Raw genomic sequence first — 25,004 nt, 5'->3', positions numbered from 1 at the left:
AAAAGTCAGTCGATTAACGTCCGGGCCTGTGGCCCTGTTCCATGCTAAGCACTGCTGCGGCAAAAATCCTGCGCAATCATCATGTCATTCGTAAAACAGGCAGATGCGCTGGCCGTCTATCTCTTCGACGCGGATCGGCATGTCGTAGATGTCCTTGAGAATCTCCGGGCGGATGATCTCTTCCGCCGGCCCCTGATGGCAGATGCGGCCCTCGCGCATGGCGATGATGGTATCGGAATACCAGGAGGCGAAGTTGATGTCGTGCAGCACCAGAACAACGGTCTTCTTCAGCTCGTCGGCCGCCTTGCGCATGATCTTCATCATGCTGGAGGCGTGTTTCATGTCGAGATTGTTGAGCGGTTCGTCCAGCAGCACATAATCCGTATCCTGACACAGAACCATGGCTACGAAGGCGCGCTGGCGCTGGCCGCCGGAAAGCTCGTCCAGAAAGCGGCCGGCCAGGGGTTCGAGATTGAGATATTCCAGCGCCCGGTCGATATGGACCTTGTCCTCAATGGTCGGGCGGCCCTTGGAATAGGGGTAACGGCCGAAACCGACGAGGTCGTGCACCGTCAGCCGCGAGGAGATGTGATTGTCCTGCCGCAGGATCGATAGCCGTTTTGCCAGCGTATCGGACGGGGTTTTGCTCACATCCAGCCCGTCCACCGTCACGGTTCCCGTGTCCATGGACATCAGTCGCGCGACGATGGAAAGCAGCGTCGATTTGCCCGCCCCGTTCGGCCCGATGATCGAGGTGACGCCGCCTGCGGGAATGGCGATGGAGACGCCGTCGATGACGAGTGTATCGCCATAGGATTTGCTGATCTGACTGGCGATGATCATCGCGCACCCCGCTTCAAAATAAGACCGATAAAGATGATGCCGCCCAGAAATTCGATGATGATGGAAAGGGCCGTGTCGAAGGCGAAGATCCGCTCCAGCACCACTTGCCCGCCGACAAGGCAGATGACGGCGATGAGAATCGCTGCCGGCAGCACATAGGCATGTTTGCCGTTGCCCGTCAGATAATGGGCAAGAGCTGCGACCAGCAGGCCGAAGAACATGACCGGCCCGACGAGCGCGGTTGAGACCGCGACCAGAACGGAGACCAGCACAAGGATGATGGTGACCGTGCGCTTGTATTCGACGCCGAGGCTGATGGCCGTTGCCCGGCCGAGCGAGAGAACGTCGAGCGTGTGCATGAGGCGCAGCCCGATGATGCTTACGACACCGATGATGATCGCCGAGATCGTCAGAAGTGTGGGATCGATGGAGTTGAAGCTGGCGAAGAGCACATCCTGCAGCACTGTATATTCGTTCGGATCGAGCACGCGCTGCATGAAGCCCGAGAGGCTGCGGAAAAAGACGCCGAAGACGATGCCGACCAGTACGAGAAGATGCAGGCTGCGTTCCGCGCCAACGAAAAGCCAGCGATAGAGCAAAGCGGAAAAGGTGACGAGCAGCGCGGTTTCAACGATGAACTTCAGCTGCGGATCGATCATGACAACGGTTGCCGAGCCGAAGACGAAGATCAGCCCGGTCTGCATCAGCACATAAAGCGAATCGAAGCCCATCACCGAAGGGGTGAGGATGCGGTTGTTGGTGACTGTCTGGAACAGCACGGTGGAGACGGCAATGGCATAGGCCACCAGTAAGAGGGACAGCAACTTGATGCCGCGGAACGGCAGCACGAAACTCCAGCTGCCCTTTGCACCGAGTGTCATGAATGCGGCCATGGCGATGAGCGCGACTGCCGCAAGCACGATGAGAACGGTTTTCGCGCGCCGGTCGGGATGTCTCTCACGCATGGTGGCGTTTCCGCAGCAGGAGATAGAGGAACAGCGCACTGCCGATGACGCCGACCACGGTTCCGATCGGGATTTCGTAAGGCGCGCGCACCGTTCGGCCGATGATGTCGCAGGAAAGCACGAAGACCGCGCCAAGCGTTGCCACCCAGGGCACGGAGCGGCGCATATTGTCGCCGATCATCAGGCTGACGACATTCGGCACGATCAGTCCGAGAAAGGGGATCATGCCGACGGTGACGACGACGACGGCGCTGACCAGCGAAACGATGGTGAGGCCAAGCGCCATGACCCGGCGATAGTTGAGGCCGAGATTGGTGGTGAAATCGCGGCCCATGCCGGCCACGGTGAAGCGGTCGGCGGCGAGATAGGCGGCGATGGCGAAGAGGAAACCGACCCACAGCAACTCATAACGACCGCGCAGCACGCCGGAAAAATCCCCGGTCATCCAGGCGCCGAGCGATTGCAGCAGGTCGAAACGATAGGCGAAGAAGGTGGTGACGGCGGCAATGACGCCGCCGAGCATGATGCCGATCAGCGGCACCAGCAGCACGTCGCGCAGCGGCACCTGCCGCAGGATACGCAGGAACAGCGCGGTGCCTGCCAGCGCGAAAGCCGCGGCCACCAGCATCTTGCCGAAGATCGGCGTTTCCGGCGCAAGCAGGGTGACGGTGAGCAGGCCAAGGCCGGCGGATTCGGTGGTGCCTGCCGTTGACGGTTCGACGAAGCGGTTTCGCACCAGCATCTGCATGATGAGGCCGGCAATCGCCATCGAGCTGCCGGCGAGGATCAGCGCCAGTGTGCGCGGAATGCGGCTGACCAGCAGTACGCGCAGCGCGTCCGCGCTCGTGTCCGGTGCGAAGAGCGTGGCGAGCGACACATTGCTGACGCCGACGAACAGGCTGGTGATGGCGAGCGCCAGAGCCAGAAGAAGGGCTGATATTAGGGGCAGGGATTTCACGTTGGTGATTTTTCGAAAATGGTGAAAGCTCCGGCGACCTAGAGGGTATAGAGGGTCCAGACCTCTCCTCCGTCATCCTCGGGCTTGTCCCGAGGATCTGCAACCGATTGATTTTGTCTGGCGTGATTAGATCCTCGGCACAGGGCCGAGGATGACGCCGAGTATGGAGCGGATGGTGCGCGGGTGTCTAAGACTTCTTCTCGGAGACGGCCTTGTAGACCTGATCGAGCAAAGTGGTGAGCGCTGTATAACCGCTGCTGACGATATAGGCCGCCTGCGGATCGAGATAGACGATCTGTTTTTTCTTCCAGGCATTGGTCTGGTGCACCAGCTCGTTGTCCAGCACCTGTGCGGCCGCCTTGCCGGGGTCGGTCGCGCGGCCGATACCGGCGTCACGGTCGATCACGAACAGCCATTCGGGATTGACCTCGGCCAGATATTCGAAGGAGACGACATCGCCGCGGTCGAAACGGTCGTCGATGTCGGCGGCGACCGGCTTGAAGCCGAGTTCGGTGTGCAGCCAGCCGGTGCGGGAGCTCGGGCCATAAACGCCAACCTTGCCGGCATTGGTCAGCAGGATCATCGCCGTGCCGGAATTCGGGGCGATCTCTTTCAGCCTTGCGACCTTTTCATCGATGGCGGCGTCGAGCTTCTTGGCTTCTTCCTGCTTGCCGAAGATATCGCCGAGCTTGGCGATATTGCCTTTGACGCTGTCGATGAATTCCTTGGAATCGATCGACATGTCGATGGCGGGCGTGATCTTCGAAACGTCAGGATATTTCGCCCGCGAACGGCCGCCGACGATGACAAGATCGGCCTCAGCCGCATTGATTGCCTCGTAATCGGGCTCGAACAGCGTGCCGACCTTCAGATATTTGCCGTCGGCATATTTCTGCAGATAGGCAGGCAGGTTTGAGCTGACGACACCGGCGGGCTCGACACCGAGCGCATCGAGATTGTCGAGCGAGGGAATATCCAGAACCAGAACCTTCTTCGGCGCCGCTTTCAGTACCGTCTCACCTTGAGCGTGCCTGATCGTCATTTCCTCGGCACTCGCCGTCATTGTGCCAAGGCTGAAGGCCGCTGCCGCCAGCAGCCGAACGGGGAAGGTGAAGTTGATGGCCACGAATATGTCCCTTGCAATATGGTTCTGAGCCGGCGAAAGTTGTTCCGACGGGTTAACTTGATGTTCGCTGTCAGCTTTATTGGCAAGGTCGGCGGAAATCAAAATTATGTTTTAGAACGGTTCTGAATTGCCGTGAGCGGGAAAGGGGTGGTCGGCAGGGGACGGCGTCAACGCCCGTAGTCCCATCAATCCTGCGGCCAGTCGCCAACGATTTCCCGTCTCTCGAGCTTGAGGGACCGGTCCGGCTGCACCCGGTATGTCTCGATCGCCAGCCGTCCGTCGCCCATCACGAATTCGTTGCTGAGCGTGCTGCCGATGGGGGACTTGGTCAGTTTGGTTCGCGGCTGCCCGCCATAGGTGATGCTGCCGGGGATGGGTTCAACATTGGGGGTAACGGTGGTGCAGCCGGCGAGCGCCAGAACCATCATGATTGCGATCGTTCGCATGTTTTTCTCCTGCGTTTGGGGCGGAATCATATCACGGTCGCGCCGGCGCTACACATCCCGTTGGCGTGAACAAAAAAAGGCCCCGCATCCGGAGATACGGGGCCAGTTGCCTTGGGAGGTTTCCGGTTTTTCAGTCCTCGTTGGCGGCAAGCTGCGACAACACCTCGCCACGGCCGCGGATGCGCATGATGAGCGGGACGATGAAGGCGGCAGCCGCCACGATGAACAGGCCAACGGCAATCGGCGACGTGAGCAGCACGGTCGGGTCGCCCTGGCCGATGGCGAGTGCGCGGCGCAGCTGCTGTTCGGCAAGCGGGCCGAGGATGAGGCCCACCACCGCCGGCGCAATCGGATAACCAAAGATGCGCATGATGTAACCGAGGATACCGAAGGCGAGCAGCATGCCGAGTTCGAACACCGACGGGTTGGCGCCGATGGTGCCGAGCGTAGCAAACAGCAGGATACCGGCATAGAGCCAGGGTTTCGGAATGGTCAGCAGCTTCACCCACAGGCCGACGAGCGGCAGGTTAAGCACCAGCAGCATCAGATTGGCGATGAACAGGCTGGCGATCAGGCCCCAGACGAGCTGCGGATTGGTGGCGAACAGCAGGGGACCCGGTTGCAGGCCGAACTGCTGGAAACCGGCGAGCATGATGGCGGCGGTCGCCGTCGTCGGCAGGCCGAGCGTCAACAGCGGCACGAGCGTACCGGCGGCCGACGCATTATTGGCTGCTTCCGGACCGGCGACGCCTTCGATGGCGCCGTGGCCGAATTCTTCCGGATATTTGGTCAGCTTCTTTTCGGTGGCATAGGAGAGGAAGGTGCCGATTTCAGCGCCACCCGCCGGCATCGCGCCGATGGGGAAACCGATCAACGTGCCGCGCAGCCACGGCTTCCAGGAGCGCGCCCAGTCCTGCGCACTCATCCAGACCGAGCCTTTGACGGCCTCGACCTTTTCGTCGCCGCTATTGCCCTGTGCGACGATGAACAGTGTTTCGCCGATGGCGAACATGGCCACCGCAAGCGTTGTCACTTCCACGCCGTCGAGCAGGTCGGGAATGCCGAAGCTCATGCGGGTCTGGCCGGTCAACTGGTCGATGCCGACGATGGCAAGCGCAAAGCCGATGAACAGCGAGGTGAGACCGCGCAGCGCCGAATCCCCGAAGGCGGAAGAAACGGTGACGAAGGCGAGCACCATCAGCGCGAAATATTCGCGCGGGCCGAACACCAGCGCCAGCTTGACGATATAGGGGGCGACGAAGGCGAGCGCGATGGTGGCGATGAGGCCGGCGACGAAGGAGCCGATGGCGGCGGTGGCGAGCGCCGGTCCGCCTCTGCCCTTGCGGGCCATCTTGTTGCCTTCGAGTGCCGTGACGATCGAGGCGCTTTCGCCTGGCGTGTTGAGCAGGATCGAAGTGGTCGATCCGCCATACATGCCGCCGTAATAGATACCGGCGAACATGATGAGCGAACCGGCGGGATCGAGCCTGTAGGTGACGGGCAGAAGCAGCGCCACGGTCAGCGCCGGGCCGATGCCGGGCAGAACGCCGACGGCGGTGCCGAGTGTCACGCCGATCAGCGCGTAGAGCAGGTTCATGGGTTGGGCGGCAACCTCAAGACCGTGCAGCAGAAATTCAAAGGTACTCATGGGCAGATGTCCCCCAAGTCGAGCAGAAGGGCGGGCGGAACGGCTGGCATATGCGTCATCGCGCGCCGGCGGTTCCTGTGATCTCGAATAGTGGCTGGAATGGCCGTTAGAAAAACAGCCGTTCCAGAGGTCCTGCGGGCAGCGAAAGTTGCAGAAGCTGCGCGAAAACGACCCAGATGGCAAAACTCAGCACGACGCCAACCGGTATGGAAAACCACAGCTTGCGTTTGCCGAAAGCGCGGGCGGTGAAGGCAAACAGCAGGCCAGTCGCAATGGAAAAACCTGCGACTGTCAGCAGCAGCATCTGCGCGGCAAGGCCGGCGATGACCCACGCGACCGGGGCAATTTCCTGCCTGTCACGCTCGGGAAAATCACCGCGCCAGGCTTCGACGGCCGTCCAGATCGCCAGTCCGACAAGACAGAAGGCAATGGCATAAGGCACCGTGGCCGGGCCGACCGGAGAATAACCGGTGACACTGGCGAGGCGGGCGCTATCCCAGAAGATGACGCTGGCGACAAGGACGAGCGCGACGGCGATCGCCAGCGCCGCCCAGTCAGGGCGGCGCTTTTGATATTGGGAAGGGTTGCTACCCTGGCTCATTTTACCAGTCCGATGTCTTTGAGGATGGTGGCGGTGGCGTCGGTGTCCTTGGCGAGCTGCGCCTTGAATTCGTCGCCTGCGAGATAGGTATCCATCCAGCCCTTGGTCTTCAGCGTTTCCTGCCACTTGGCGGATTTCACCAGCTTTTCGACGTCGGCATTGATGGCCTTTTCCTGATCGGCGGAAATGCCGGGAGCGGCCGCGACCATGCGCCAGTTCTGGACGACGACATCGAGGCCGCTTTCCTTCAGCGTCGGTGCGTCCACGCCTTCAAGGCGGTTTTCGCTGGTGACGGCGAGAAGCCGCAGCGTGCCAGCCTTGACCTGGCCTTCGAATTCGCCATAGCCCGAAACGCCGGCCGTAACCTGCGAGCCGAGGATGGAGGCGAGCGCTTCGCCACCGCCGGAATAGGCGATGTAGTTGATCTTGGTCGGATCGACGCCGGCTGCCTTGGCAATCAGGCCAACGGCGATATGGTCGGTGCCGCCGGCCGAGCCGCCGCCCCAGGAAACGCTGCCCGGGTCTTTCTTCAGCTGGTCGACGAGATCGCCGATGGTTTTCAGCGGCGAGGATGCCGGAACCACGATGGCCTCATATTCGCCGGTCAGGCGAGCGATAGGCGTCACTTCCTTGAGAGTGACGGGCGCATTGTTGGTAAGGATCGCGCCGACCATCACGTAACCGCCGACGATCAGGGCGTTGGGGTTGCCCTTCTGCTGGCTGGCGAACTGCGCAAGGCCGATGGTGCCGCCGGCGCCCGGCACATTCTGCACCTGAATGCTCTTGGAAATGCCTTCTTCCTGCATCACGGACTGCAGGGAACGCGCCGTCTGGTCCCAGCCGCCGCCGGGATTGGCCGGCGCGATGACCGTGTAGTCCGCTGCAACAGCCGGAAGCGCGATCACGCCTGCCAGAAATGTGCCGATAAGAAAATGCTTCACTTGGAAAACCCTCCTCAGGATGCCCTTTTGGGCGTCGTTTTTCGTTTATGCGGGGGGCTTTCAGGACACGCTTATCCGTCGCTGCCACAGCAGCGCGGAGTTCCGGCGGTTCTCAAGATTTCCTCCCGCATCTTCTTCCGCCTCCACGGAATGAAGAAGGATTACAGAGCATCATAAAAAGCTGTCATTTAACTGACACTAAGCAAGTCTTCGCTCAATTACTGTCTATTAATTTATGGAGGGCGTCCACTCGGACGTGTGGGATGCTGGCTCCCCCATTTCTGTGCTGGTCACAGGAGTTGAGCCGACGCGCATCAGCGCGGCGAAAAACGCCCTTTCAAACCAGGGACTTGAGACAGATTTGTTCCTGTGATCAGCAGAAGGATGCGGGAGGTGGGATGTTATTGCGACCGCAACGCTTCGTTCCAGCGTTCGATCAACCGGCTGCGCTTGACCTGATCCAGATAGACCATAAGCCCGGGGCTGACGGGCACGGGCCGCAATTGCGCGCCATGGATGGCCTGCATGGTGTTGGCGGTGTTTTCACCCGCCACTTCAGGGCTGACGGCCGGGATCTGCAACTGCCGGGCCATGATCGTCTGGCCTTCCTTGGACATGAAGAATTCGAGGTAACGGCGGCCGAGCTCGGGATTGGCAGCGGCTTCCGGCACCAGACCGATGCGCGACATGACCACGGTATAATCCTTCGGCAGCACGATCCCGACATCGGGGTGGCGTGAGGCCCAGTCGGCGGCGTAGGAGCCGAGAATATTATAGCCCAGCACGAAGCGCCCGTCGGAGACACGCTCCAGAATGGCCGAGGAGGTGGAATAGACCTTCACGCCCGCCGCGCCCATAGCCTTGATAACGCTCCATATATCGCCGAACTGCTCCTGATCCCTTGACATGAACAGGAAGCCGACGCCCGAGCGCTCGATGTCGTAGGTGGCAATGCGGCCATGCACCTCTTTCGCGTGGCGTTCGAGATAATCGACGAATTCGGCGCGGGTGGCGGGCGGTTTTTCGGTGGTGAAGCTCGGCTTGTGGTAGACGAAGACCGCCGGCTCGAAGGTCAGCGCGTAAGCCGTGTTGCGCCAGTTCGCCCAGGCGGGCCAGCGGGCGCTCATCGCAAGATCCGAGCGCTGGGCGTAACCGTCATTGCTCAGCTTCACCTGCAGATCCATGGCGGAGGAAAAGGCGAAATCGGCGGTCTGTTTGCCGGCATCGGTTTCCTTGACGATGCGGTCGTAGATTTCACCGGTCAGCATATCCTCGTAATGGACGGTGATATCGGGATTGGCCTTCTGGAAACCCTCGATCATCGGCGTTGCCAAAGGTTCATCCAGAGAGGAATAAACCACCAGCGTTTGCGCATCCGCCTTGCCTGATGGGGCCGGAAAAACGGCAACCTGGGCAAGCGCGGGCGAGGCCATGCAAAGACAGAGGCAAAGAAGAAGACAGATACGCATGGAAAAGATCATGCCGCAGGCGCTTGCCATTCACAAGCGGCCAGGGCTTGGCTAAATTAGGATATTGTGGAGGGGAAGATTTGCGTATTTTGCTGGTCGAGGACAATCAGGTGCTGTCGGAGGGGCTTTCGGCGCTGCTGCGCGGCAGCGGCTATGCGGTGGATGTCGTTTCAGATGGCGCCTCGGCCGATGCGGCGATTGCGGCTGAGAGCTTCGACCTCGTCATTCTCGATCTCAACCTGCCGGAAATGGACGGCATCGAGGTGCTGCGCTCTATGCGCTCGCGCCAGGACAAGGCGGCGGTGCTGATCCTGACCGCGCGCGGCACGCCGGAGGAGAAGGTCAAGGGGCTCGATCTCGGCGCCGACGACTACATGATCAAGCCCTTCGACATCACCGAATTCGAGGCAAGGGTGCGAGTGCTTCTGCGCCGCAATGCCGGCCTGCGGTCCTCCGCGCTTAGCTTCGGCAAGGTGCTGTTCGATCTGACCTCGCGGACCTTTTCTGCCGATGGGCGCCCGCTCGATATTCCGGCGCGCGAGGTGGCGCTGCTGGAAGTGCTGTTCATGCGGGCGGGCAAGGTGGTCGCCAAGGAGGCGATCGTGCAGTCGCTGACCGGTTTCGACGACGATATTTCCGCCAATGCCATCGAGCAATATGTCAGCCGCCTGCGCAAGCGGCTTGCCCCCCACGGGCTGACGGTGAAGACCGCGCGTGGCATCGGTTATTATCTGGAAAAGCTGCCGGAGATGGCTGAATGAGACAGGCCGCCTATTCGCTCAGGCGGCGACTGTTAGGCTGGCTTCTCATCTCCACCGCCATCATCGGCTGCGTTGCACTGACCGACACCTGGCGCGAGGCGGTCAATACCGCCAATGTGGTGTCCGACCGGGTGCTCTCAGGTTCGGCGCTCGCCATTGCCGAGCGGGTGGTGGTGGCCGAGGACGGTTCGCTGGAAGTCGATATTCCCTATGTCGCGCTGGAAATGCTGACATCGGCGGCGCAGGACCGGGTTTTTTACCGGGTCGACGGGCCGAATGGGCAATTCCTCACCGGTTACCAGAACCTGCCGACGGTGGAGAACACGGCTGGCGATACGCCCGCCTATCGTGACGCGGTGTTTCGCGATGAACCGATCCGCATCGCCGCTATCCGCCGGTTTGCTTCCACAGGTATCAATTCCGTGCCGTTTTCCGTCACGGTTGCCGAAACCACGATTGCCCGCAGCCAGCTGGCGCAAGCGATCATCCTGCGCTCTGCCCTGCGCCTGCTGTTGATGATCGTGGGGGCGGCGATCATCGTCTGGATCGCGGTGACGATTTCGCTCAGGCCGCTTTACCGGCTCAGCGAAGCCATTGCCGAGCGCAGCCCCAACGACCTGCATCCCATCCGCCAATCCGTGCCGGTAGAGGTGGAAAATCTGGTGGAAACCGTCAATTCCTTCATGGTGCGGCTGCAATCGGCGCTTGATGCGCTCCGGCATTTCACCGGCAATGCCAGCCACCAGCTGCGCACGCCGCTTGCCATTATCAGCACCCAGCTGGCGCTTTCCGCGCGCGCCGCCAGTCTTGAGGAGGCGCAGGCGGCGGCACGGAAGGGCGGGGCATCGGTGGCACATGCCGAACATATCCTTGCCCAGCTCCTGCGCATGGCCAATATCGATGCGGCCGGCTCCAGCGAGAAACATGATTTTTCCGCCATCGACCTCGTGGCGGTAGCCCAGAATGTGACGGCCGATTTTGTGCCGCGCGCGGCCGACGCAGGCATCGATCTCGGTTTCGAAGGCGAGGGCGAGGCGACCATTCTCGCCGAGCCGCTCTTGATCGGCGAGCTGATCGGCAACCTTGTTTCCAATGCCATCAACTATGCCGGGCGCGGGGCGGAAGTCACCGTCCGCGTCGGCGGGCCAGCGGGTGCGGTATGGCTGGAAGTGGAGGATAACGGCCCCGGCATCCCCCCGGAAAAACGCGCCATGGTACGCCAGCGCTTCGCCCGCGGCGAAGCCAATGCTGCCCCCGGTGCCGGCCTCGGCCTTGCCATTATCGAGGAAATCGCCGGGCTGTTCGGTGGGCGGCTGACGCTGGAAGACGGTGCGGGCGGGCGCGGGTTGAAGGCGCGAGTGGTGTTCGCCGCGCCGGAAAGCGCGGCCTAGCAGGGCAGCCTATCAGGCAGCCTTGTCTGCCGCCGCCTTATCACCCCATCCGTTCCGAAGCATAACTTCCCGGGCTTGGCGGGAAGACGACGGTTCGGTTGCCGTTGATGAAGGTGCGGTGGTGGATGTGGGCGTGGATGGCGCGGGCCAGCACCTGGCTTTCCACGTCGCGGCCGAGCGAGACATAGTCTTCTGCCGATTGTGCATGGGTGACACGCACCGTGTCCTGCTCGATGATCGGGCCTTCATCGAGGTCGGCGGTGACGTAATGGGCGGTCGCGCCGATCAGCTTCACGCCACGCTCATAGGCCTGCTTGTAGGGGTTTGCGCCCTTGAAGCTCGGCAGGAACGAGTGGTGGATATTGATGATCTTGCCAGACATTTTGCGGCACATCTCGTCGGAGAGGACCTGCATGTAACGGGCCAGCACGATAAGTTCCGTTCCCGTGCTGTCGGCGATTTCCATGATGCGGGCTTCCGCCTGCGGCTTGTTTTCCTTCGTCACCTTGATGTGGTGGAAGGGGATGTCGTGATTGACCACCACTTTCTGGTAATCGAAATGGTTGGAAACGACGCCGACGATATCGATCGGCAACGCGCCGATCTTCCAGCGGTAAAGCAGGTCGTTGAGGCAATGGCCGAAACGCGACACCATCAAAAGCGTCTTCATGCGCTGGCCATCCGGATAGATGTCCGCTTCCATGCCAAATTTTTCCGCCACCGGCTGAAAGCCTTCGGTGATGGCCTGAATCGATGCGCCTTCCTCGGAAATGAAGGAGACGCGCATGAAGAATTTGCCGGTCTCGAGGTCGTCGAACTGCGAGCTATCGACGATGTTGCAGCCTTTTTCCGCCAGATAACCGGAAATCGCGGCGACGATACCGCGGGTCGATTTGCAGGCTACGGTCAGAACATAGGATGTCATGCGTTTTCCCCCAAAGACGTCGCGACGGCCTCAAGCCGGCGCGGTTCGACGTGTTGCATAGCGCAGCTTGGTGACGGAGCAAAGAACAAAGCGCCAAGGCGACGTAGCCAAAGTCTTAGGGCGGGAAAGTGCCGCGCGCCGTGCCGGAAACGACATGGAATGTTCCACGACCAGCACGGCGCCGCCGGCATATTGAAGGAGGGCGCTGCCGGTCAGGCGCGGCGCAGGCGCATGGCCGTGCGGCCGCGGCCGTCGATGAGCTCCAGTGTACCGCGACGCGGCTCCAGCCTGAAGGAACGCGCGCCTTCCAGCACCTCGATGAACTGCCGTTCCTGACGCATGATATCGGGTGCGCAGGCCATCTGGGTGGAAATCATCCGGCCGAAATCGACACGGTTGCGGCTGATCTTCACCTCGCCGCCGATGCCGTTGCAGCCGGCATTGGCGGACACGCGGCCCTCGCGGGAAATTTCGAGCGTTGCCTGGCGGCGGCCGCGAACCCGCTCGCCGCGGATCTCCTGCACCAGCCAGCGTCCGTCAATACCGGCTTCCGGCTCCGGCCTGCCCGGACCAGCGCCGACGCGCTCCAGCACGAGGTCGGTATTGTCGCGGCCGCCGGTCAGGACGGAGTAACGCTGCGTGGTGGTGAAGAGCAGCCGGTCGCGGTCGCGGATTTCGGCGCTCAACGCATAGGAGCGGCGGGCCCTGATGTCGCGGTCGTCATAACGCAGCACGAAGGGGACGGGCACCTGGCCGCGCGGGCGGATGGTGGTCTCGGCGATCGTCTGTGACGGCGCATCCGCCAGCGAAACATCGATCAGCCGCACCGTCACGGTTGCACCGGGCGGCAGGGCGATGCGTTCGCGATAGGAAACGCTGCCACGCAGGCTTGCCGGCGCGGCCGCCGCGCCGCCTGCGGCAAAAAGCGGGGCAAGCGCGAGGAGACCGGCGAAACTGCGGCGCGAAAGAAGAGGCTGGTGGTCGTTCATGATGCTTTGCTCCGTGCTGGGTCGGTTTGAATTTCAACGGATGATAAAAAACGGCACTGAACGGGCGATGAACCGTGGATATTTCGTCGCGTGCAGGTGGCGAGATCAAGGGCGGATGACGATGAGTGTGATCATGAAAGCCGATGCCAGCGCATCCCACCGCCCTCATTCCTGTGCTTGTCACAGGAATCCAGTCGCCTTGCGTCTGCATGGCGGGAAGAGTCCTTCCAGCCCAAGAACTTGGGCTGGCTAGATTCCTGTGACAAGCACAGGAATGAGGGCAGGAGAGGCCGGGCAGCCTCTCCTCAATTCTCAGCCGCGGAAACCGTCCCGCAGTTCTTCGAACTTCGCCAGTTGCCCGGCCAGCAGTTCCTTGTTCTCGTCGCGGCGGACGAAGACCTTGAACATGGCGCCGCCGGCGGCATTCATGAACCAGACGGAGCAGGAGCGGCGGCCGTGGAAGCCGCGGTCGACGAAGGTAATCGCAGCGCAATTGTCCTTCTTGATGTGACCGCCAATGGGGCTGTCGCCGTGAATGTTGAACCAGCCATGGCTTTCACTGCCTTCCGGCAGGTTGCCCGGCACTTCCAGCACGATATCGCCGGTCTGCACGATCATCAGGATTTCGCCCCAGCCGCGCATCTCGTTCCAGATGGCGTCGAACCGGTCGGCCGGCGCGGAAACGGCGGCACCTTGCGGCAGGATCGCCAGAATTTCGGCCGGCGCCACCTCAGCCTTGGCGGCGATGGCCTCGACGATACCGTCGGGTTTTTCGGCAAGGGCGGCGAGCGCGCGGGCCCGCCTGTCGTCGTCGGTCTTCTGGGCTGCAATGCTCATCGGGTAGGCCTCAGGCGGCGATCGAATGGCGTTCGCCATTCTTGTCTTCATGGATGATGACGTCGAAACCTTCGAAATGCGGGCCGGAGAGATACTCCACCTTGCCGCGGTTCTCGCCGGCCTTGGCATGGGCGGCGCGGAACTGTTCGGATTTCGTCCAGGCAAGGAAATCGTCCTTGGTGGCCCAGACGGTGTGCGAGGCATAAAGCGTATGATCGTCCGCCTTCGGGCCCTTCAGCATTTGGAATTCGATATAGCCCGGCAATTCGCTCAGGTGCGATTTGCGCTCGCGCCAGATGGATTCGAAGGTTTCTTCATAACCCGGCACGACACGAAAGCGGTTCATTGCGATAAACATGAAAGTCTCCCTTTAAGTTTCCAGTTTCAGTCAGGATATCGACCCAGGACGAGGTTGAAAAGGGGTTCACGAAAAAGCAAACAAAAATACTCCACTTATCGATTGCACGGTGTATAAACATGTGCAAATAACTCAAGATTAGTGGCGCGGGCGAAACTGCGCCGGGTCGTGTTTCAGGATAACGTCATGTTCAATTCCCGCCTTCATTCCCTCGTTTTCGCCACCCTCGTGCCCGCCGCAATCGCCTTTGCTGCGCCAGCTGCCATGGCATCGGACAAGGGTAATCCGGAGGCGAAACGCATCGTTGCTGTGGGCGGAACGGTGACGGAAATCCTTTATGCGCTGGGTGCACAGGACCGCATCGTGGCGCGTGACAGCACCAGCAGCTACCCGGCCGACGTACTTGCCAAGCCAGATATCGGTTACATGCGGGCGCTCTCTTCGGAAGGCATCCTGTCGCAGAAGCCCGATCTCATTCTCTCCGAAGACGGCGCCGGCCCGGCGGATGTCATCTCCATCCTCAAGGCAAGTGCGGTGCCGTTCGTCACCGTCGATACGCCGCCAAGCGGCGATACCATCCCCAAGAAGATCGAGGATGTCGGCGCGGCCGTCGGTCTTTCCGACAAGGCCAGGGCACTGGCTGCCGAAACCAAAGCCGGGCTCGATGCTCTCGCCAAGGATGTCGCCGCGGTGCCGGAAAAGGGCAGGAAACGTGTGCTCTTCCTGCTTTCCAGCGCCGGCGGTCGTGTGATGGCGGCGGGCAAGGATACCGAGGCGGCGGCGATCATCGCAATGGCCGGCGGCATCAATGCGGCGCAGGAGATCAACGGTTACAAGCCGCTGACGGATGAGGCGGTCATCGCCGCAGCACCCGACGTGGTGCTGACCATGGCGCGCGGCGATCATGCCGGCAAGGCAGATGAGATTTTCGCGCTGCCGGCCTTCCAGTCCACGCCAGCCGCTGCCAGCAAAGCCCTCATCAGCATGGACGGGCTTTATCTTATTGGTTTCGGCCCGCGCACACCGGCCGCCGGCCGCGAACTGGCGCACAAGCTTTACCCTGACGTGGTGAAGCCGTGAGCCTTGCGGTCTTGAGTTCCACCGGGGGCGGGGTTGCGGGTGACAGATCCCGTCAGGGGGTCGTCACCCTTGCCGTGCTTGTTGGCATCCTGTTGTTTGCCTGTGGCGTATCGCTGGTCAGCGGCCCAACGGGTGTCGGCATCTCCGAACTTTTTGCCTATCTCACCGGTGGTGCGGATCAGCTCGATGCGCGTGACAGGGTCATTCTCGAAGCCGTGCGTCTGCCGCGCACGGCGCTTGGCATGCTGATCGGCGCCGGGCTTGGCGTTTCGGGCGCGATGATGCAGGGCCTGTTTCGCAATCCGCTGGCCGATCCGGGCATTGTCGGCGTCACCTCGGGGGCAGCACTGTTTGCGGTTGCGGCCATTTCACTGGGGGAAGGCTCGCTTGCCGCGGTTGCCGTGTTTTTCGGCCCGCATTTCCTGCCGCTGATGGCGTTTTTCGGCGGGCTGCTGAACACCTGGGTGCTTTATGTAATCGCCACCAAGGACGGCGCGACTTCCACCACCACGCTCATTCTGGCGGGTATCGCAGTGGCCGCCATCAGCGGCGCGCTGACCGGGCTGATGATCTTCGTGGCCGATGATCGCGCGCTGCGCGACATTACCTTCTGGTCGCTCGGTTCGCTGGGTGGGGCAACGCCGGCCAAGGTGCTCGCCACCCTGCCTTTCATCATCGTCGTGCTTGCCATCATTCCCTTCGTCGCCCGTGGGCTGGATGCGCTGATCCTTGGGGATGCGGCGGCCTTTCACATGGGCATTCCGGTGCAGCGGCTGAAGCGGGTCGTCATTCTGGCGGTTGCCGCCGCCTGCGGGGCAAGCGTGGCTGCGGCCGGCTCCATCGGTTTCGTCGGCATCGTCGTGCCGCATCTGCTTCGCCTCGCCATTGGCCCGTCGCATCGTTTCCTGCTGCCGGCTTCGGCGCTGGGCGGCGCGGCGCTGCTGCTGCTGGCCGACAGTTTCGCGCGCACGGTGGCGTCGCCGGCGGAACTGCCGATCGGTGTCGTCACAGCGCTCATCGGCGCGCCGGTCTTCCTGTTCCTGCTGCTTGGCCGTGGCGGATTTTCCATGCGGAATGCGCCATGATCCGGGCTGAAAACATCACCCTTATCCGCTCCGGCCGTCGCCTGTTGGACGATGTCAGCGTCGATCTGAAACCGGGAAAGGTCAATGTCATCATCGGCCCGAACGGTGCCGGCAAATCCACGCTGACGAAGGTTCTTTCGGGCGAGATGCGGGCTGAAGGCGGTTCGGTGACTTATAATAATGTCGCCCTGCCGCAATTCACGCCCGTCCAGCTTGCCCGCCTGCGTGCAGTTCTGCCGCAGAATACCCAGCTTGCCTTTCCCTTCACCGCGCTTGAGATCGTGCGCATGGGGGCTGTGGCGCAGGGCTCGCGCGCACCGGAAGAACAGGCCCGCCGGGCGCTTGCCCGGGCCGGGCTGCGGGGCTTCGAGCAGCGATCCTACAATATGCTGTCCGGCGGCGAGCAGCAGCGCGTGCAGTTTGCCCGGGCGCTGGCGCAGGTGCCGAACCCGGTGGAAAATGGGCAGGCACGGGCGCTCTTCCTCGACGAGCCGACGGCTAGCCTCGATATAGGCCATCAGATCTCCGTGCTGGAAACGGCGCGTGATTTTGCCAGCGGCGGCGGGCTGGTGCTCGCGATCCTGCACGATCTCAACCTGGCGGCGGAATTTGCCGATCAACTTATCGTCATGCATGGCGGCCGGGTAACGGCGAGCGGCCCTTCGCTGGACACGATCAGCGATGAGACGATCGCCCGGGTTTATGGCATTGGCGGCGTTGTCGGCCGGCTGCCGGCGCGGCATATTCCCTATGTGCTGCCGCAATCGCGGCATCGCTAGAGCATTTCCAGCCGAAGCGTTTTCGCTTCGGCGTCGGACAGTGCGGCGAAAACAAGAGGATAGAGCCCGTCTTCAGCTTTCCGGCCGTGTGGCGATGAAGAGCGCAGAACCGAGCATGACGGCGGCGACGATTGTCGCCCGCAGCGGCGGCGGCTCGCTCAGAAACCAGAAGGCGGCATAACTCACCGTCATGGCCAAAAGTGCCGCGATCTTGGCCTTGCGGGCGATTGCGCCACGCTCGCGCCAGCGGCGAAGCGAGGGGCCGAACCTCGGATGAGCGAGAAGCCATGCCTCGAGCTTCGGCGAAGAGCGGGAAAAACACCAGAGCGCCAGAAGCAGAAAGGGCGTGGTGGGCAAAACGGGAAGAAACGCGCCGACAATGCCGGTCGCGACCATCAGCCAGCCAAGACAGAGGTATAAAAGGCGCATGTCCAAGCCGGTATCATGAGTTCATCACTCAGGATAGAGCGCAGGCGTCAAATCGATGTGGTCCCGTTGCCGCAGGTCCGGCCGCACCGGAAAAATCGGGGGGTTTCGCCATCACATTTGCCGTGATCGGGCCGTTACGCTTCGCCGCCGGGCGCCTTTAGGGTTGAAAGCGCGGCGCTCAATCCTTATTCCCTTGGGCCGCGATGCCCGGAGCATAACCGGGCCGTCAACATGAAGAAGAAGGAAACACCATGGCCAAGCTGATCCACTCGATGGTCCGGGTGCTGGACGAAAAGCGTTCGGTGGAATTTTATAAGCAGGCTTTCGGGCTTGAGATCGCGGAACGCGCCGAGTTCGAGAATTTCACGCTGATCTATCTCAGCAATGCCGAGGGCGATTTCGAGCTGGAACTGACCGTCAACCGGGCTCGCGAAGTGCCCTATGCGCTGGGCGACGGTTATGGCCATCTCGCCGTCAGTGTAGCTGACGTGGACGCCGAACATCAGCGTTTTATCGAGATCGGGCTTACCCCCGGCAAGATGATCGAAGCCGATCATAAGGGCCAGCCTTTCGCAAAATACTTTTTCATCTGCGATCCGGATGGTTACAAGATCGAAGTGCTGCAGCGCGGCAACCGGTTCAAATAAGCTCTGATGGAGGCGGGCATGGCAGAGGCAGGCGTCAAACTCGAAGACAGCTGGAAGCACGTTCTCTCAGGCGAATTCGCCAGCCCCTACATGCAGAAGCTGAAAGAGTTCCTGCTTGCCGAAAAAACCGCCGGCAAGCGCATCTTTCCGAAGGGCGCGGACTATTTCCGCGCTCTCGACCTCACGCCTCTCGACGAGGTCAAGGTCGTCATTCTGGGCCAGGATCCTTATCATGGGCTCGGTCAGGCACATGGGCTCTGCTTTTCGGTGCAGCCCGGGGTGCGCATTCCGCCCTCGCTCGTCAATATCTACAAAGAGCTGCAGAGCGACCTCGGCATTCGCCCGGTCAAGCACGGTTTTCTGGAAAGCTGGGCAAAACAGGGCGTGCTGCTGCTCAACAGCGTGCTGACGGTGGAGGAGGCGCGGGCCGCCTCGCATCAGGGACAAGGCTGGGAAAAATTTACCGATGCGGTCATCCGCGCCGTCAACGACGAATGTGACAATGTCGTCTTCCTGCTCTGGGGTTCCTATGCCCAGAAGAAGGCGGCCTTCGTGGACCAGCGCAAACATCTCGTGCTGCGCTCGCCGCACCCTTCGCCGCTTTCGGCCCATAACGGCTTTTTCGGCAACGGCCATTTTTCCAAGGCCAATGCTTTCCTCGTTTCGCATGGCCGCGATCCGATCGACTGGCAATTGCCTGACGTGGTGGAAGGCGATAAAAACCTTCTTTAAATACTCATAAATACCTTTGCGCTTTGCCAGTCTCGGGGTTAAAGATAACCGGACTACAAAGTGAAGGATTATGCCCGTGTCTCTCCTGTCCGCAGAAACCTCCGTTTCGCTGCCCGATCCGCTGTCCATCGTTAAAGCTTTCGAGGATCATTTCTCCGAGCATATGGAGATGGAGCGCGACGGATCGACGGTGCGGTTCAAGACGGAATATGGCCATGGTAGCTTCAGCGCCGAGGGTAGCCGTTTCGCCGCGCGGGTGAATTGCGTTTCCGAACATATATTGACGTCGGTCAAGGCCATGGTGGCCGAGCATATTGCGGAGTTTTCGGGCGAGGCGGGGCTGGATTTCCGCTGGAGCGGCCACGGCGCCGAGCAGCGTGAGCTGCCCAATCTTTTCCGGGGCAAGGTCGCGCGCGCCTATAATCTCACGCCCCATATGCGCCGGCTGGTCGTGTCAGTCGAAAGCGGCATCGACAGGCTGCTGACGGGCGGCATGCATGTGCGTCTGCTCTTGGTGCCCGATCAGGCCCGTGCGCCGGTCTGGCCTCATCTCGCCCCCACCGGTGCGATCATCTGGCCACAGGGTGACGATCTTCTGACGCGGCGGGTCTACACCATTCGTTCCGGCGATGTCGGCCGTGGTGAAGTGGATATCGATTTCGTCATGCATGAGGGTGACCATATGCCGGGCGCCACCTTCGGCGCGACAGCAAAGCCGGGCGATGTCGTCGGCATCGTCGGCCCGAGTGGTGTCTGCCCGGAAGCCGACCGTTACGTCTTTGCCGGGGATGAAACAGCGCTGCCGGTGATGCTGCGCATGGCAGCCGAAATGCCTGCCGGCAAGACGCTTAGCGTCTATGCGGAAATTGACAACGAGGCCGAGCGGCAGGAGGTGGTCTGCGCTGCCAATGTCGAATGGACATGGCTTTATCGTCGCGGCAAGCCTGCCGGCACCTCCGGCCTTATCGAAAAGGCGCTGCGCGAGCATGCGTGGAGTGCAGATCACGACGGTCTGCACGTCTTCGCAGCCTGCGAAAAATCCGAGGCGAGAGCGGTAAAATCCTTCCTGACCGACGAAATCGGCTTCCCGAAGGCATCTCTGCGTGCCGTGGGTTACTGGACCATGGGCGCTGCCGACGACCACTAGAATGGTCTGCGCGACTGGTTGAACAGTCGATTTTATTGTTCACTGATCGGGAACAATCCGTTCCTGTCGTCCACTCTATGCCTGAGGCGGCTCTTACCCCATCTTAACGCCATGAAAAGGGCAGGCCCGATTGCGAGGCCTGCCGGCGAAAAGGGGTTTAATCATGCTCAACCAGATCAAGGGCCTGCACCACGTCACCTCGATGGCAGCGAGTGCGCGCCAGAACAACGGCTTTTTCACCGATACGCTCGGCCTGCGCCGGGTGAAGAAAACCGTCAACTTCGACGCGCCTGACGTCTATCACCTCTATTATGGCGATGAAGCCGGCACGCCCGGCTCCGTCATGACCTATTTTCCGTTCCCGCATATTGCCCGCGGCCGTCCCGGCACCGGGGAGGTGGGGACGACGCTGTTTTCCGTTCCGGAAGGGTCGCTCGGCTACTGGCAGGACCGCCTTTCCAAGGCCGGCGTCGATGGCCTGAAATCGGACGACGCTTTCGGCAACAAGCGCCTGCATTTCGCGGGCCCAGACGGCGACGGTTTCGCGCTGGTTGAGGTCAGGGACGACAATCGCGCGCAATGGACCGGTAATGGCGTCGGTGAAGATCAGGCGATCCATGGTTTTCAGGGTGCTTCGCTGCGGCTTCGCGACGAAGGCGCGACTGCCGAACTCCTGAAATTCATGGGTTACGAGGAAGTGGACCGTCAGGACGGCGTGCTGCGTCTCGGTATGCCCGGTGGCAACGGTGCTGATGTCATCGATATCGAAACCATGCCGAATATATCAGGCGCAAGGCTGGGTGCCGGTTCCGTGCACCACATCGCCTTTGCGGTCGAAAACCGTGAAAAGCAGCTGGAAGTGCGCAAGGCGCTGATGGATACGGGTTACCAGGTGACGCCGGTCATCGACCGCGATTATTTCTGGGCGATCTATTTCCGCACGCCGGGTGGCGTGCTGTTCGAGGTGGCCACCAACGAGCCCGGTTTCGACCGTGACGAGGATACCGCCCATCTCGGCGAGGCGCTGAAGCTGCCAAGCCAGCACGCGCATCTGCGTGCCGCGCTGGAAAAGCAGCTGGAACCGCTTGGGGATGAAAAGACGGTTTAACCCCTCGATAACGTTTGGCAGGACATTGCCGCGCTTTTCTTTTCCCCGTTCGGGGAGAAGGTGGCCCGAAGGGTCGGATGAGGGGGCAAGCTCTCCGTATATCTCGACCCTTGCCCCCTCATCCCGCTGCCGCGGACTTCTCCCCGGCGGGGAGAAGAAACAAGCCGTGCCCATCCGCTCCATATGACTGCTCTGCTTGGCCGAAGAGACCTTGCGGAAGCCGTTGAACCTCCTTCCTTCCAGAAAGGATACTCCCATGACCAAGGATAGCTATTTCCACAAATCCCGCGCCGGCACTGCGGGCGCACCGCTTTTCGTTCTGCTGCACGGCACCGGCGGCGATGAGAACCAGTTCTTCGATTTCGGCGCGCGTCTTTTGCCGCAGGCCACCATTCTCTCGCCGGTCGGCGATGTCTCCGAACATGGTGCGGCGCGGTTCTTCCGGCGCACGGGCGAGGGTGTTTACGACATGGCCGATCTTGAACGGGCAACCGGCAAGATGGCCGATTTCATCAAGGCAAACCGGGAGCATTATCAGGCCGGGCCGGTCATCGGCCTCGGTTTTTCCAACGGCGCGAATATTCTCGCCAATGTGCTGATCGAACAGCCGGAGCTTTTTGATGCGGCGGTGCTGATGCATCCGCTCATCCCGTTCGAGCCGGAGATTTCCCCGGCAAAACCCACGCGCCGCGTGCTCATCACGGCGGGCGAGCGCGATCCGATCTGCCCGGTGCCGCTGACCAGGGCGCTGGAAGAGAGCCTGAAGGCCCAGGGTGGCACGGTGGAAACCGTGTGGCACCCGGGCGGGCATGAAATCCGCTCCGGCGAGATCGATGCGGTCAGGGGTTTTCTGGCGGCTTACGGGGGATAACGCACGCTGCGGGGGATTTTCCTAGAGAATCGTCAGGGCGGGTAATTCCCGCCCTGCCTCAGCGATATCCGCACTGCTGCAGCTGTGCCTCGTAACGCATCGCCATGTTGGCGGAGCGGCGGGCGGCTTTCTGGACGGCGGAATTGTTGCGCCAGCTGCCTTTCGCGTAACCGACATGGCCGGAATAATATGCGAGATAGAGATTATAGGGGTCGTTCAGCGAAATGCCGTTTTCGCGCCGGCTCTTGGCGTGGTACCAGCCGACGAAATGGATCGCATCGGTGAAATCGGTGCGGCTTGCCGACCAGCGACCGGTTTCGCGCTGGTAAACACTCCATGTGCCATCAAGCGCCTGCGCATAACCATAGGCCGTCGACTGGCGTGTCCAGGGAATGAAGCCCAGGAGCTTGGTGCGCGGCGGCCGCGCATAGGGGCGGAAGGCGGATTCGGTGTAAATCGTCGCCATCATGACCGGCACGGGCACGCCGAATTCGCGCTCGGCTGCCTTTGCATCGCGCCGCCAGTTGTTGAAGATGCCGTTCCGCTGCTCGAAGATCGCACAGGCATTGGTGACCTGCGACGGTGCGGTGGCGCAGCCGGCGAGCACGAGCATCAGGAAAACAACGGCAGATACGCCACGCATAACGGAACCCTTTCGTTCCGCTATTCTTAAATTGCTAACCATTAACGCCGGGTTTTAAGACAAGGTTAATTCAAATGCCCCAGATCGGGCGGCCGTTAACCCGGTGAAAATTCCTGTGTCCGGGATGGGGCGAAACCATGCGCCGCGCGTCTCTTTCTCGCCCTTTTTGGAATTTGTTTGTCCCCGTGCGTCCCCGCTGCCGCCGGGTGCGGTAGACTCCTCTCCATCCCGGTCATTGAGCGCGCGCGCGGCGCAAGGTGGACGGGGCAGGCGGCCGAGACCGGGGAATTTCCCAATGTCACGGTTGAGGCGGCCGGCATGTGTCCATCCTCCAAACAGGAACCGGTTTGGCGGGTGTGTCACAGGCTGAAATGTCGGAGCCGGGGCCGCATCGTCTGCAAAACCCTGCACTACCATCTCATACCCCCGCAGCGATGCGGCCCCATCATCGTTTCCAACGTTGCCCGGAATCCGTGGCGACGGTGCTCGCGCATATTCGAAAAAAGCACCCGCTGTTCAAAAATGAAAACCGATAAAATTGTAGCAATCGGCTTAAAGCGGCTGAAAACAGTGGTGTGCCATTGTGGGATCACAGACAGGGAGTGCCCTTAAAAAGAGGCGCTCCGGAAACGAAATCGAGACCGGCACAAGCCGGCGGATCGCAAACGGGGTATGAAATGTTGAAGAAGATTATTGCTGCCGCCATCTGCGGAATTGCCATTGCTTCCATGTCCACCCATGCCGATGCGGCGGGTGCTGCCGGTTTTGCCCGCGGTTTTGCCGCCGTCGAAAAGTCCGCCGTGACTGCGATGGGTATTTCCGCGCCTGATGCTTTTGATGGCTGCGCTCTTGCCGCCGGCCAATGCGTTTCCACTATTGCCGCGCCGCTGACGGTCGAGCGCCGTGAGGAACTGCTGCGCGTCAACCGCGATGTGAACGCCACCATGGGCGCGCTCGATGATTATGTTTCCGGTTTTGCAACCGATCTTCCGGCAACGCCGTCGGCAAGTCTTGGCGACTGTGGTGATTGCGCGGCGATCAAGCGCGCGGCCCTTGCCGGTGCCGGCTGGTCTTCCAAAGCGCTGCGACTTGCCTTTGCACTCAAGGATGACGGATCGCTCGAAAAAGTGCTTGTTGTTACCACCGACAAGGGCGATGTCGTCCTTGGCAACGCCGCCTTTTCTCCGGCCAGCCGCGAAACCGCGCTCTGACCTTCCCCTTCGGGCACCGGACGAGATTTTCGATCCGATGCTCCACTCGTTCATGCCTGCCAGACTGCGCCGGTTTTCCTGATCCTCGTTGGTTCAGGAAGCCGGCGATTTTTTTCGTTCGGCCACGGCAATGCCGGCAAGCGCCATGAACAGTGCCGCGATCTGATAGGTGTGCAGGGTTTCGCTGAGCACGAAGACCGAAAGCAGCGTGCCGAAGACCGGCACGAGGTTGATGAAGAGGCCGGCGCGGTTGGCGCCGATCTGCTCCACGCCCTTGATGTAGAGGATCTGCGCGATGAGCGACGCGAAGATACCGGCATAGACCACCAGCATCCAGCCCTTCTGGTCCGGCCAGATCAGGCTTTCGCGCGACATTTCAAAAAAGACCAGCGGCACCGAGGTGAGGAGGGCGAAAAAGGCGGGGATCGCCATCAGCGTGCGCCAGTCCACAGCCGGTTTCCAGCGCAGGATGACGGTGTAGATGGCATAGACCAGCACGGCGAGCAGCATGACGGCATCGCCGACATTCATTTCCAGCTGCAGCAGCGAGAGAGGATCACCATGCGAGGCGAGCAGCGCCACGCCTGAAATGGTGAGGCAGAAACCGACAATCTGGCCGAACAGCACGCGGGTGCGGAACAGGACGAAGTTCAGGACGAAGATGACCATGGGAATGCCGGCCTGGATGACGGCGGCATTGATGGCCGAGGTATGCTGCAGCGCCGTGTAGAGAAACACGTTGAAGGCGGTATACCCGACACTGCCGAGCACGAAGAAATAGGGCAGGCGCTGTTTCACCACCGGCCAGTCTTTGATGAGCTGCGGCACGGAAATGGCGAAGATGATGGCGACGGCGAAGACCCAGCGCAGGAACGTGAAGGCCATGGGGCTGATGTGGCCGACGGCGAGCTTGCCGGCAACGGTGTTGCCACCCCAGCAGAGCGTGGCGATGATGAGGGCGAGATAGGCTTTCGACGGCACGCGGATGTTTCACTTCTTCATCGGGTGGGAAAA

General features: G+C 61.3%; 27 protein-coding genes. 11 read left to right on the top strand and 16 right to left on the bottom strand.

The features are described from left to right. Window positions 1-84: 84 nt before the first annotated feature. From NYR50_RS10850 to NYR50_RS10810, 9 genes are all read right to left on the bottom strand, one after another. On the bottom strand, window positions 85-843 hold the full coding sequence (locus NYR50_RS10850) for an ABC transporter ATP-binding protein (protein WP_418135942.1): 759 nt from the start codon (window positions 841-843) through the stop codon (window positions 85-87). Continuing rightward, window positions 840-1,808, bottom strand: a complete 969-nt coding sequence (locus tag NYR50_RS10845; protein ID WP_418135941.1) for an iron chelate uptake ABC transporter family permease subunit — start codon at window positions 1,806-1,808, stop codon at window positions 840-842. Before NYR50_RS10845 ends, NYR50_RS10850 begins: the two co-directional genes overlap by 4 nt. Continuing rightward, window positions 1,801-2,766 (bottom strand): ABC transporter permease, encoded by a 966-nt coding sequence (locus NYR50_RS10840; protein ID WP_418135940.1) that lies wholly within the window; start codon window positions 2,764-2,766, stop codon window positions 1,801-1,803. The genes NYR50_RS10845 and NYR50_RS10840 overlap by 8 nt, the downstream gene beginning before the upstream one ends. Window positions 2,767-2,953: 187 nt before the next feature. Continuing rightward, window positions 2,954-3,892 carry a siderophore ABC transporter substrate-binding protein gene (locus NYR50_RS10835; protein ID WP_418135939.1) on the bottom strand — a complete coding sequence of 313 codons (939 nt, stop codon included), beginning with the start codon at window positions 3,890-3,892 and terminating at the stop codon, window positions 2,954-2,956. A 185-nt stretch (window positions 3,893-4,077) separates the two neighbouring features. Beyond that, a complete protein-coding gene (locus tag NYR50_RS10830) occupies window positions 4,078-4,338 on the bottom strand; it encodes a hypothetical protein (protein ID WP_174009252.1) in 261 nt (86 codons plus the stop codon). A 130-nt stretch (window positions 4,339-4,468) separates the two neighbouring features. Then, window positions 4,469-5,986: a tripartite tricarboxylate transporter permease gene (locus NYR50_RS10825; RefSeq protein WP_006312081.1), complete on the bottom strand. Its 1,518-nt coding sequence runs from the start codon at window positions 5,984-5,986 to the stop codon at window positions 4,469-4,471. 106 nt (window positions 5,987-6,092) lie between these two features. After that, entirely contained in the window at window positions 6,093-6,587 is a 495-nt protein-coding gene (locus tag NYR50_RS10820) for a tripartite tricarboxylate transporter TctB family protein (RefSeq protein WP_418135938.1), read from the bottom strand. Beyond that, on the bottom strand, window positions 6,584-7,528 hold the full coding sequence (locus NYR50_RS10815) for a Bug family tripartite tricarboxylate transporter substrate binding protein (RefSeq protein ID WP_418135937.1): 945 nt from the start codon (window positions 7,526-7,528) through the stop codon (window positions 6,584-6,586). Before NYR50_RS10815 ends, NYR50_RS10820 begins: the two co-directional genes overlap by 4 nt. 401 nt (window positions 7,529-7,929) lie before the next feature. After that, complete coding sequence (locus tag NYR50_RS10810; protein WP_418137293.1) at window positions 7,930-9,009, bottom strand: ABC transporter substrate-binding protein; 1,080 nt, start codon at window positions 9,007-9,009, stop codon at window positions 7,930-7,932. Window positions 9,010-9,077: 68 nt separating this feature from the next. Between NYR50_RS10810 and NYR50_RS10805 the strand changes: the two genes are divergently transcribed. Both NYR50_RS10805 and NYR50_RS10800 read left to right on the top strand, forming a co-directional pair. Continuing rightward, the gene (locus NYR50_RS10805; protein WP_010972345.1) at window positions 9,078-9,758 is read left to right on the top strand and encodes a response regulator transcription factor; all 681 of its coding nucleotides are present in this window, start codon (window positions 9,078-9,080) and stop codon (window positions 9,756-9,758) included. Next, window positions 9,755-11,149 (top strand): sensor histidine kinase, encoded by a 1,395-nt coding sequence (locus NYR50_RS10800; RefSeq protein WP_418135936.1) that lies wholly within the window; start codon window positions 9,755-9,757, stop codon window positions 11,147-11,149. The genes NYR50_RS10805 and NYR50_RS10800 overlap by 4 nt, the downstream gene beginning before the upstream one ends. 40 nt (window positions 11,150-11,189) lie before the next feature. Here NYR50_RS10800 and purU read toward each other — a convergent pair whose 3' ends face one another. The 4 genes from purU to NYR50_RS10780 form a co-directional block, all read right to left on the bottom strand. Then, window positions 11,190-12,074, bottom strand: a complete 885-nt coding sequence (gene purU / locus NYR50_RS10795; RefSeq protein ID WP_174009249.1) for a formyltetrahydrofolate deformylase — start codon at window positions 12,072-12,074, stop codon at window positions 11,190-11,192. A 212-nt stretch (window positions 12,075-12,286) separates the two neighbouring features. Further along, entirely contained in the window at window positions 12,287-13,063 is a 777-nt protein-coding gene (locus NYR50_RS10790) for a YbaY family lipoprotein (protein ID WP_418135935.1), read from the bottom strand. A 312-nt stretch (window positions 13,064-13,375) separates the two neighbouring features. Beyond that, window positions 13,376-13,900 carry a heme utilization cystosolic carrier protein HutX gene (gene hutX, locus NYR50_RS10785; protein ID WP_418137292.1) on the bottom strand — a complete coding sequence of 175 codons (525 nt, stop codon included), beginning with the start codon at window positions 13,898-13,900 and terminating at the stop codon, window positions 13,376-13,378. A 10-nt stretch (window positions 13,901-13,910) separates the two neighbouring features. After that, the gene (locus NYR50_RS10780; protein ID WP_418135934.1) at window positions 13,911-14,258 is read right to left on the bottom strand and encodes an antibiotic biosynthesis monooxygenase family protein; all 348 of its coding nucleotides are present in this window, start codon (window positions 14,256-14,258) and stop codon (window positions 13,911-13,913) included. A 186-nt stretch (window positions 14,259-14,444) separates the two neighbouring features. On the opposite strand from NYR50_RS10780, the gene NYR50_RS10775 reads away from it, so the two are divergent. Genes NYR50_RS10775 through NYR50_RS10765 form a run of 3 tightly spaced genes read left to right on the top strand, consistent with a single transcriptional unit; the run spans window position 14,445 to window position 17,202 of the window. Beyond that, a complete protein-coding gene (locus NYR50_RS10775; protein ID WP_418135933.1) occupies window positions 14,445-15,338 on the top strand; it encodes a heme/hemin ABC transporter substrate-binding protein in 894 nt (297 codons plus the stop codon). Beyond that, window positions 15,335-16,423, top strand: a complete 1,089-nt coding sequence (locus tag NYR50_RS10770; protein WP_418135932.1) for a FecCD family ABC transporter permease — start codon at window positions 15,335-15,337, stop codon at window positions 16,421-16,423. The genes NYR50_RS10775 and NYR50_RS10770 overlap by 4 nt, the downstream gene beginning before the upstream one ends. Beyond that, window positions 16,420-17,202, top strand: coding sequence for a heme ABC transporter ATP-binding protein (locus NYR50_RS10765; protein ID WP_418135931.1), 783 nt, complete (start codon window positions 16,420-16,422; stop codon window positions 17,200-17,202). The genes NYR50_RS10770 and NYR50_RS10765 overlap by 4 nt, the downstream gene beginning before the upstream one ends. Window positions 17,203-17,274: 72 nt before the next feature. Here NYR50_RS10765 and NYR50_RS10760 read toward each other — a convergent pair whose 3' ends face one another. Further along, window positions 17,275-17,631: a YbaN family protein gene (locus NYR50_RS10760; protein WP_418135930.1), complete on the bottom strand. Its 357-nt coding sequence runs from the start codon at window positions 17,629-17,631 to the stop codon at window positions 17,275-17,277. A 251-nt stretch (window positions 17,632-17,882) separates the two neighbouring features. Between NYR50_RS10760 and NYR50_RS10755 the strand changes: the two genes are divergently transcribed. The 5 genes from NYR50_RS10755 to NYR50_RS10735 all read left to right on the top strand — a co-directional run bounded on the left by NYR50_RS10755 (window position 17,883) and on the right by NYR50_RS10735 (window position 22,136). Then, the gene (locus tag NYR50_RS10755) at window positions 17,883-18,278 is read left to right on the top strand and encodes a VOC family protein (RefSeq protein ID WP_174009242.1); all 396 of its coding nucleotides are present in this window, start codon (window positions 17,883-17,885) and stop codon (window positions 18,276-18,278) included. Between the two features lie 18 nt (window positions 18,279-18,296). Then, entirely contained in the window at window positions 18,297-19,010 is a 714-nt protein-coding gene (ung, locus tag NYR50_RS10750) for a uracil-DNA glycosylase (RefSeq protein ID WP_418135929.1), read from the top strand. 70 nt (window positions 19,011-19,080) lie between these two features. Beyond that, a complete protein-coding gene (locus NYR50_RS10745; RefSeq protein ID WP_418135928.1) occupies window positions 19,081-20,157 on the top strand; it encodes a siderophore-interacting protein in 1,077 nt (358 codons plus the stop codon). Window positions 20,158-20,320: 163 nt separating this feature from the next. After that, window positions 20,321-21,265 (top strand): VOC family protein, encoded by a 945-nt coding sequence (locus tag NYR50_RS10740; RefSeq protein WP_418135927.1) that lies wholly within the window; start codon window positions 20,321-20,323, stop codon window positions 21,263-21,265. Between the two features lie 256 nt (window positions 21,266-21,521). Next, window positions 21,522-22,136, top strand: coding sequence for an alpha/beta hydrolase (locus NYR50_RS10735; protein WP_418135926.1), 615 nt, complete (start codon window positions 21,522-21,524; stop codon window positions 22,134-22,136). Window positions 22,137-22,194: 58 nt separating this feature from the next. On the opposite strand, the gene NYR50_RS10730 is transcribed toward NYR50_RS10735, so the two are convergent. Further along, a complete protein-coding gene (locus NYR50_RS10730) occupies window positions 22,195-22,779 on the bottom strand; it encodes a transglycosylase SLT domain-containing protein (RefSeq protein WP_418135925.1) in 585 nt (194 codons plus the stop codon). 677 nt (window positions 22,780-23,456) lie between these two features. Between NYR50_RS10730 and NYR50_RS10725 the strand changes: the two genes are divergently transcribed. Further along, window positions 23,457-23,990, top strand: coding sequence for a transglutaminase-like cysteine peptidase (locus NYR50_RS10725; RefSeq protein WP_418135924.1), 534 nt, complete (start codon window positions 23,457-23,459; stop codon window positions 23,988-23,990). Between the two features lie 93 nt (window positions 23,991-24,083). Here NYR50_RS10725 and NYR50_RS10720 read toward each other — a convergent pair whose 3' ends face one another. Next, entirely contained in the window at window positions 24,084-24,971 is an 888-nt protein-coding gene (locus NYR50_RS10720) for a DMT family transporter (RefSeq protein WP_418135923.1), read from the bottom strand. Window positions 24,972-25,004 lie beyond the last annotated feature (33 nt).

The sequence above is a fragment of the Agrobacterium sp. El2ro-1b genome, from assembly GCF_048298475.1.
In the GTDB taxonomy this organism is placed as follows: domain Bacteria; phylum Pseudomonadota; class Alphaproteobacteria; order Rhizobiales; family Rhizobiaceae; genus Agrobacterium; species Agrobacterium fabrum.
The sequence above is the reverse complement of the archived record's forward strand: the minus strand, read 5'-3'. Positions and strand labels throughout refer to the sequence as shown.

Coding starts and splice junctions, on each gene's coding strand:
- NYR50_RS10850 (WP_418135942.1), bottom strand. CDS start 843: ATGATCATCGCCAGTCAGATCAGCAAATCCTATGGCGATACACTCGTC.
- NYR50_RS10845 (WP_418135941.1), bottom strand. CDS start 1,808: ATGCGTGAGAGACATCCCGACCGGCGCGCGAAAACCGTTCTCATCGTG.
- NYR50_RS10830 (WP_174009252.1), bottom strand. CDS start 4,338: ATGCGAACGATCGCAATCATGATGGTTCTGGCGCTCGCCGGCTGCACC.
- NYR50_RS10825 (WP_006312081.1), bottom strand. CDS start 5,986: ATGAGTACCTTTGAATTTCTGCTGCACGGTCTTGAGGTTGCCGCCCAA.
- NYR50_RS10820 (WP_418135938.1), bottom strand. CDS start 6,587: ATGAGCCAGGGTAGCAACCCTTCCCAATATCAAAAGCGCCGCCCTGAC.
- NYR50_RS10810 (WP_418137293.1), bottom strand. CDS start 9,009: ATGATCTTTTCCATGCGTATCTGTCTTCTTCTTTGCCTCTGTCTTTGC.
- NYR50_RS10800 (WP_418135936.1), top strand. CDS start 9,755: ATGAGACAGGCCGCCTATTCGCTCAGGCGGCGACTGTTAGGCTGGCTT.
- purU (WP_174009249.1), bottom strand. CDS start 12,074: ATGACATCCTATGTTCTGACCGTAGCCTGCAAATCGACCCGCGGTATC.
- NYR50_RS10790 (WP_418135935.1), bottom strand. CDS start 13,063: ATGAACGACCACCAGCCTCTTCTTTCGCGCCGCAGTTTCGCCGGTCTC.
- hutX (WP_418137292.1), bottom strand. CDS start 13,900: ATGAGCATTGCAGCCCAGAAGACCGACGACGACAGGCGGGCCCGCGCG.
- NYR50_RS10780 (WP_418135934.1), bottom strand. CDS start 14,258: ATGTTTATCGCAATGAACCGCTTTCGTGTCGTGCCGGGTTATGAAGAA.
- NYR50_RS10775 (WP_418135933.1), top strand. CDS start 14,445: ATGTTCAATTCCCGCCTTCATTCCCTCGTTTTCGCCACCCTCGTGCCC.
- NYR50_RS10765 (WP_418135931.1), top strand. CDS start 16,420: ATGATCCGGGCTGAAAACATCACCCTTATCCGCTCCGGCCGTCGCCTG.
- NYR50_RS10760 (WP_418135930.1), bottom strand. CDS start 17,631: ATGCGCCTTTTATACCTCTGTCTTGGCTGGCTGATGGTCGCGACCGGC.
- NYR50_RS10755 (WP_174009242.1), top strand. CDS start 17,883: ATGGCCAAGCTGATCCACTCGATGGTCCGGGTGCTGGACGAAAAGCGT.
- ung (WP_418135929.1), top strand. CDS start 18,297: ATGGCAGAGGCAGGCGTCAAACTCGAAGACAGCTGGAAGCACGTTCTC.
- NYR50_RS10745 (WP_418135928.1), top strand. CDS start 19,081: ATGCCCGTGTCTCTCCTGTCCGCAGAAACCTCCGTTTCGCTGCCCGAT.
- NYR50_RS10740 (WP_418135927.1), top strand. CDS start 20,321: ATGCTCAACCAGATCAAGGGCCTGCACCACGTCACCTCGATGGCAGCG.
- NYR50_RS10735 (WP_418135926.1), top strand. CDS start 21,522: ATGACCAAGGATAGCTATTTCCACAAATCCCGCGCCGGCACTGCGGGC.
- NYR50_RS10730 (WP_418135925.1), bottom strand. CDS start 22,779: ATGCGTGGCGTATCTGCCGTTGTTTTCCTGATGCTCGTGCTCGCCGGC.
- NYR50_RS10725 (WP_418135924.1), top strand. CDS start 23,457: ATGTTGAAGAAGATTATTGCTGCCGCCATCTGCGGAATTGCCATTGCT.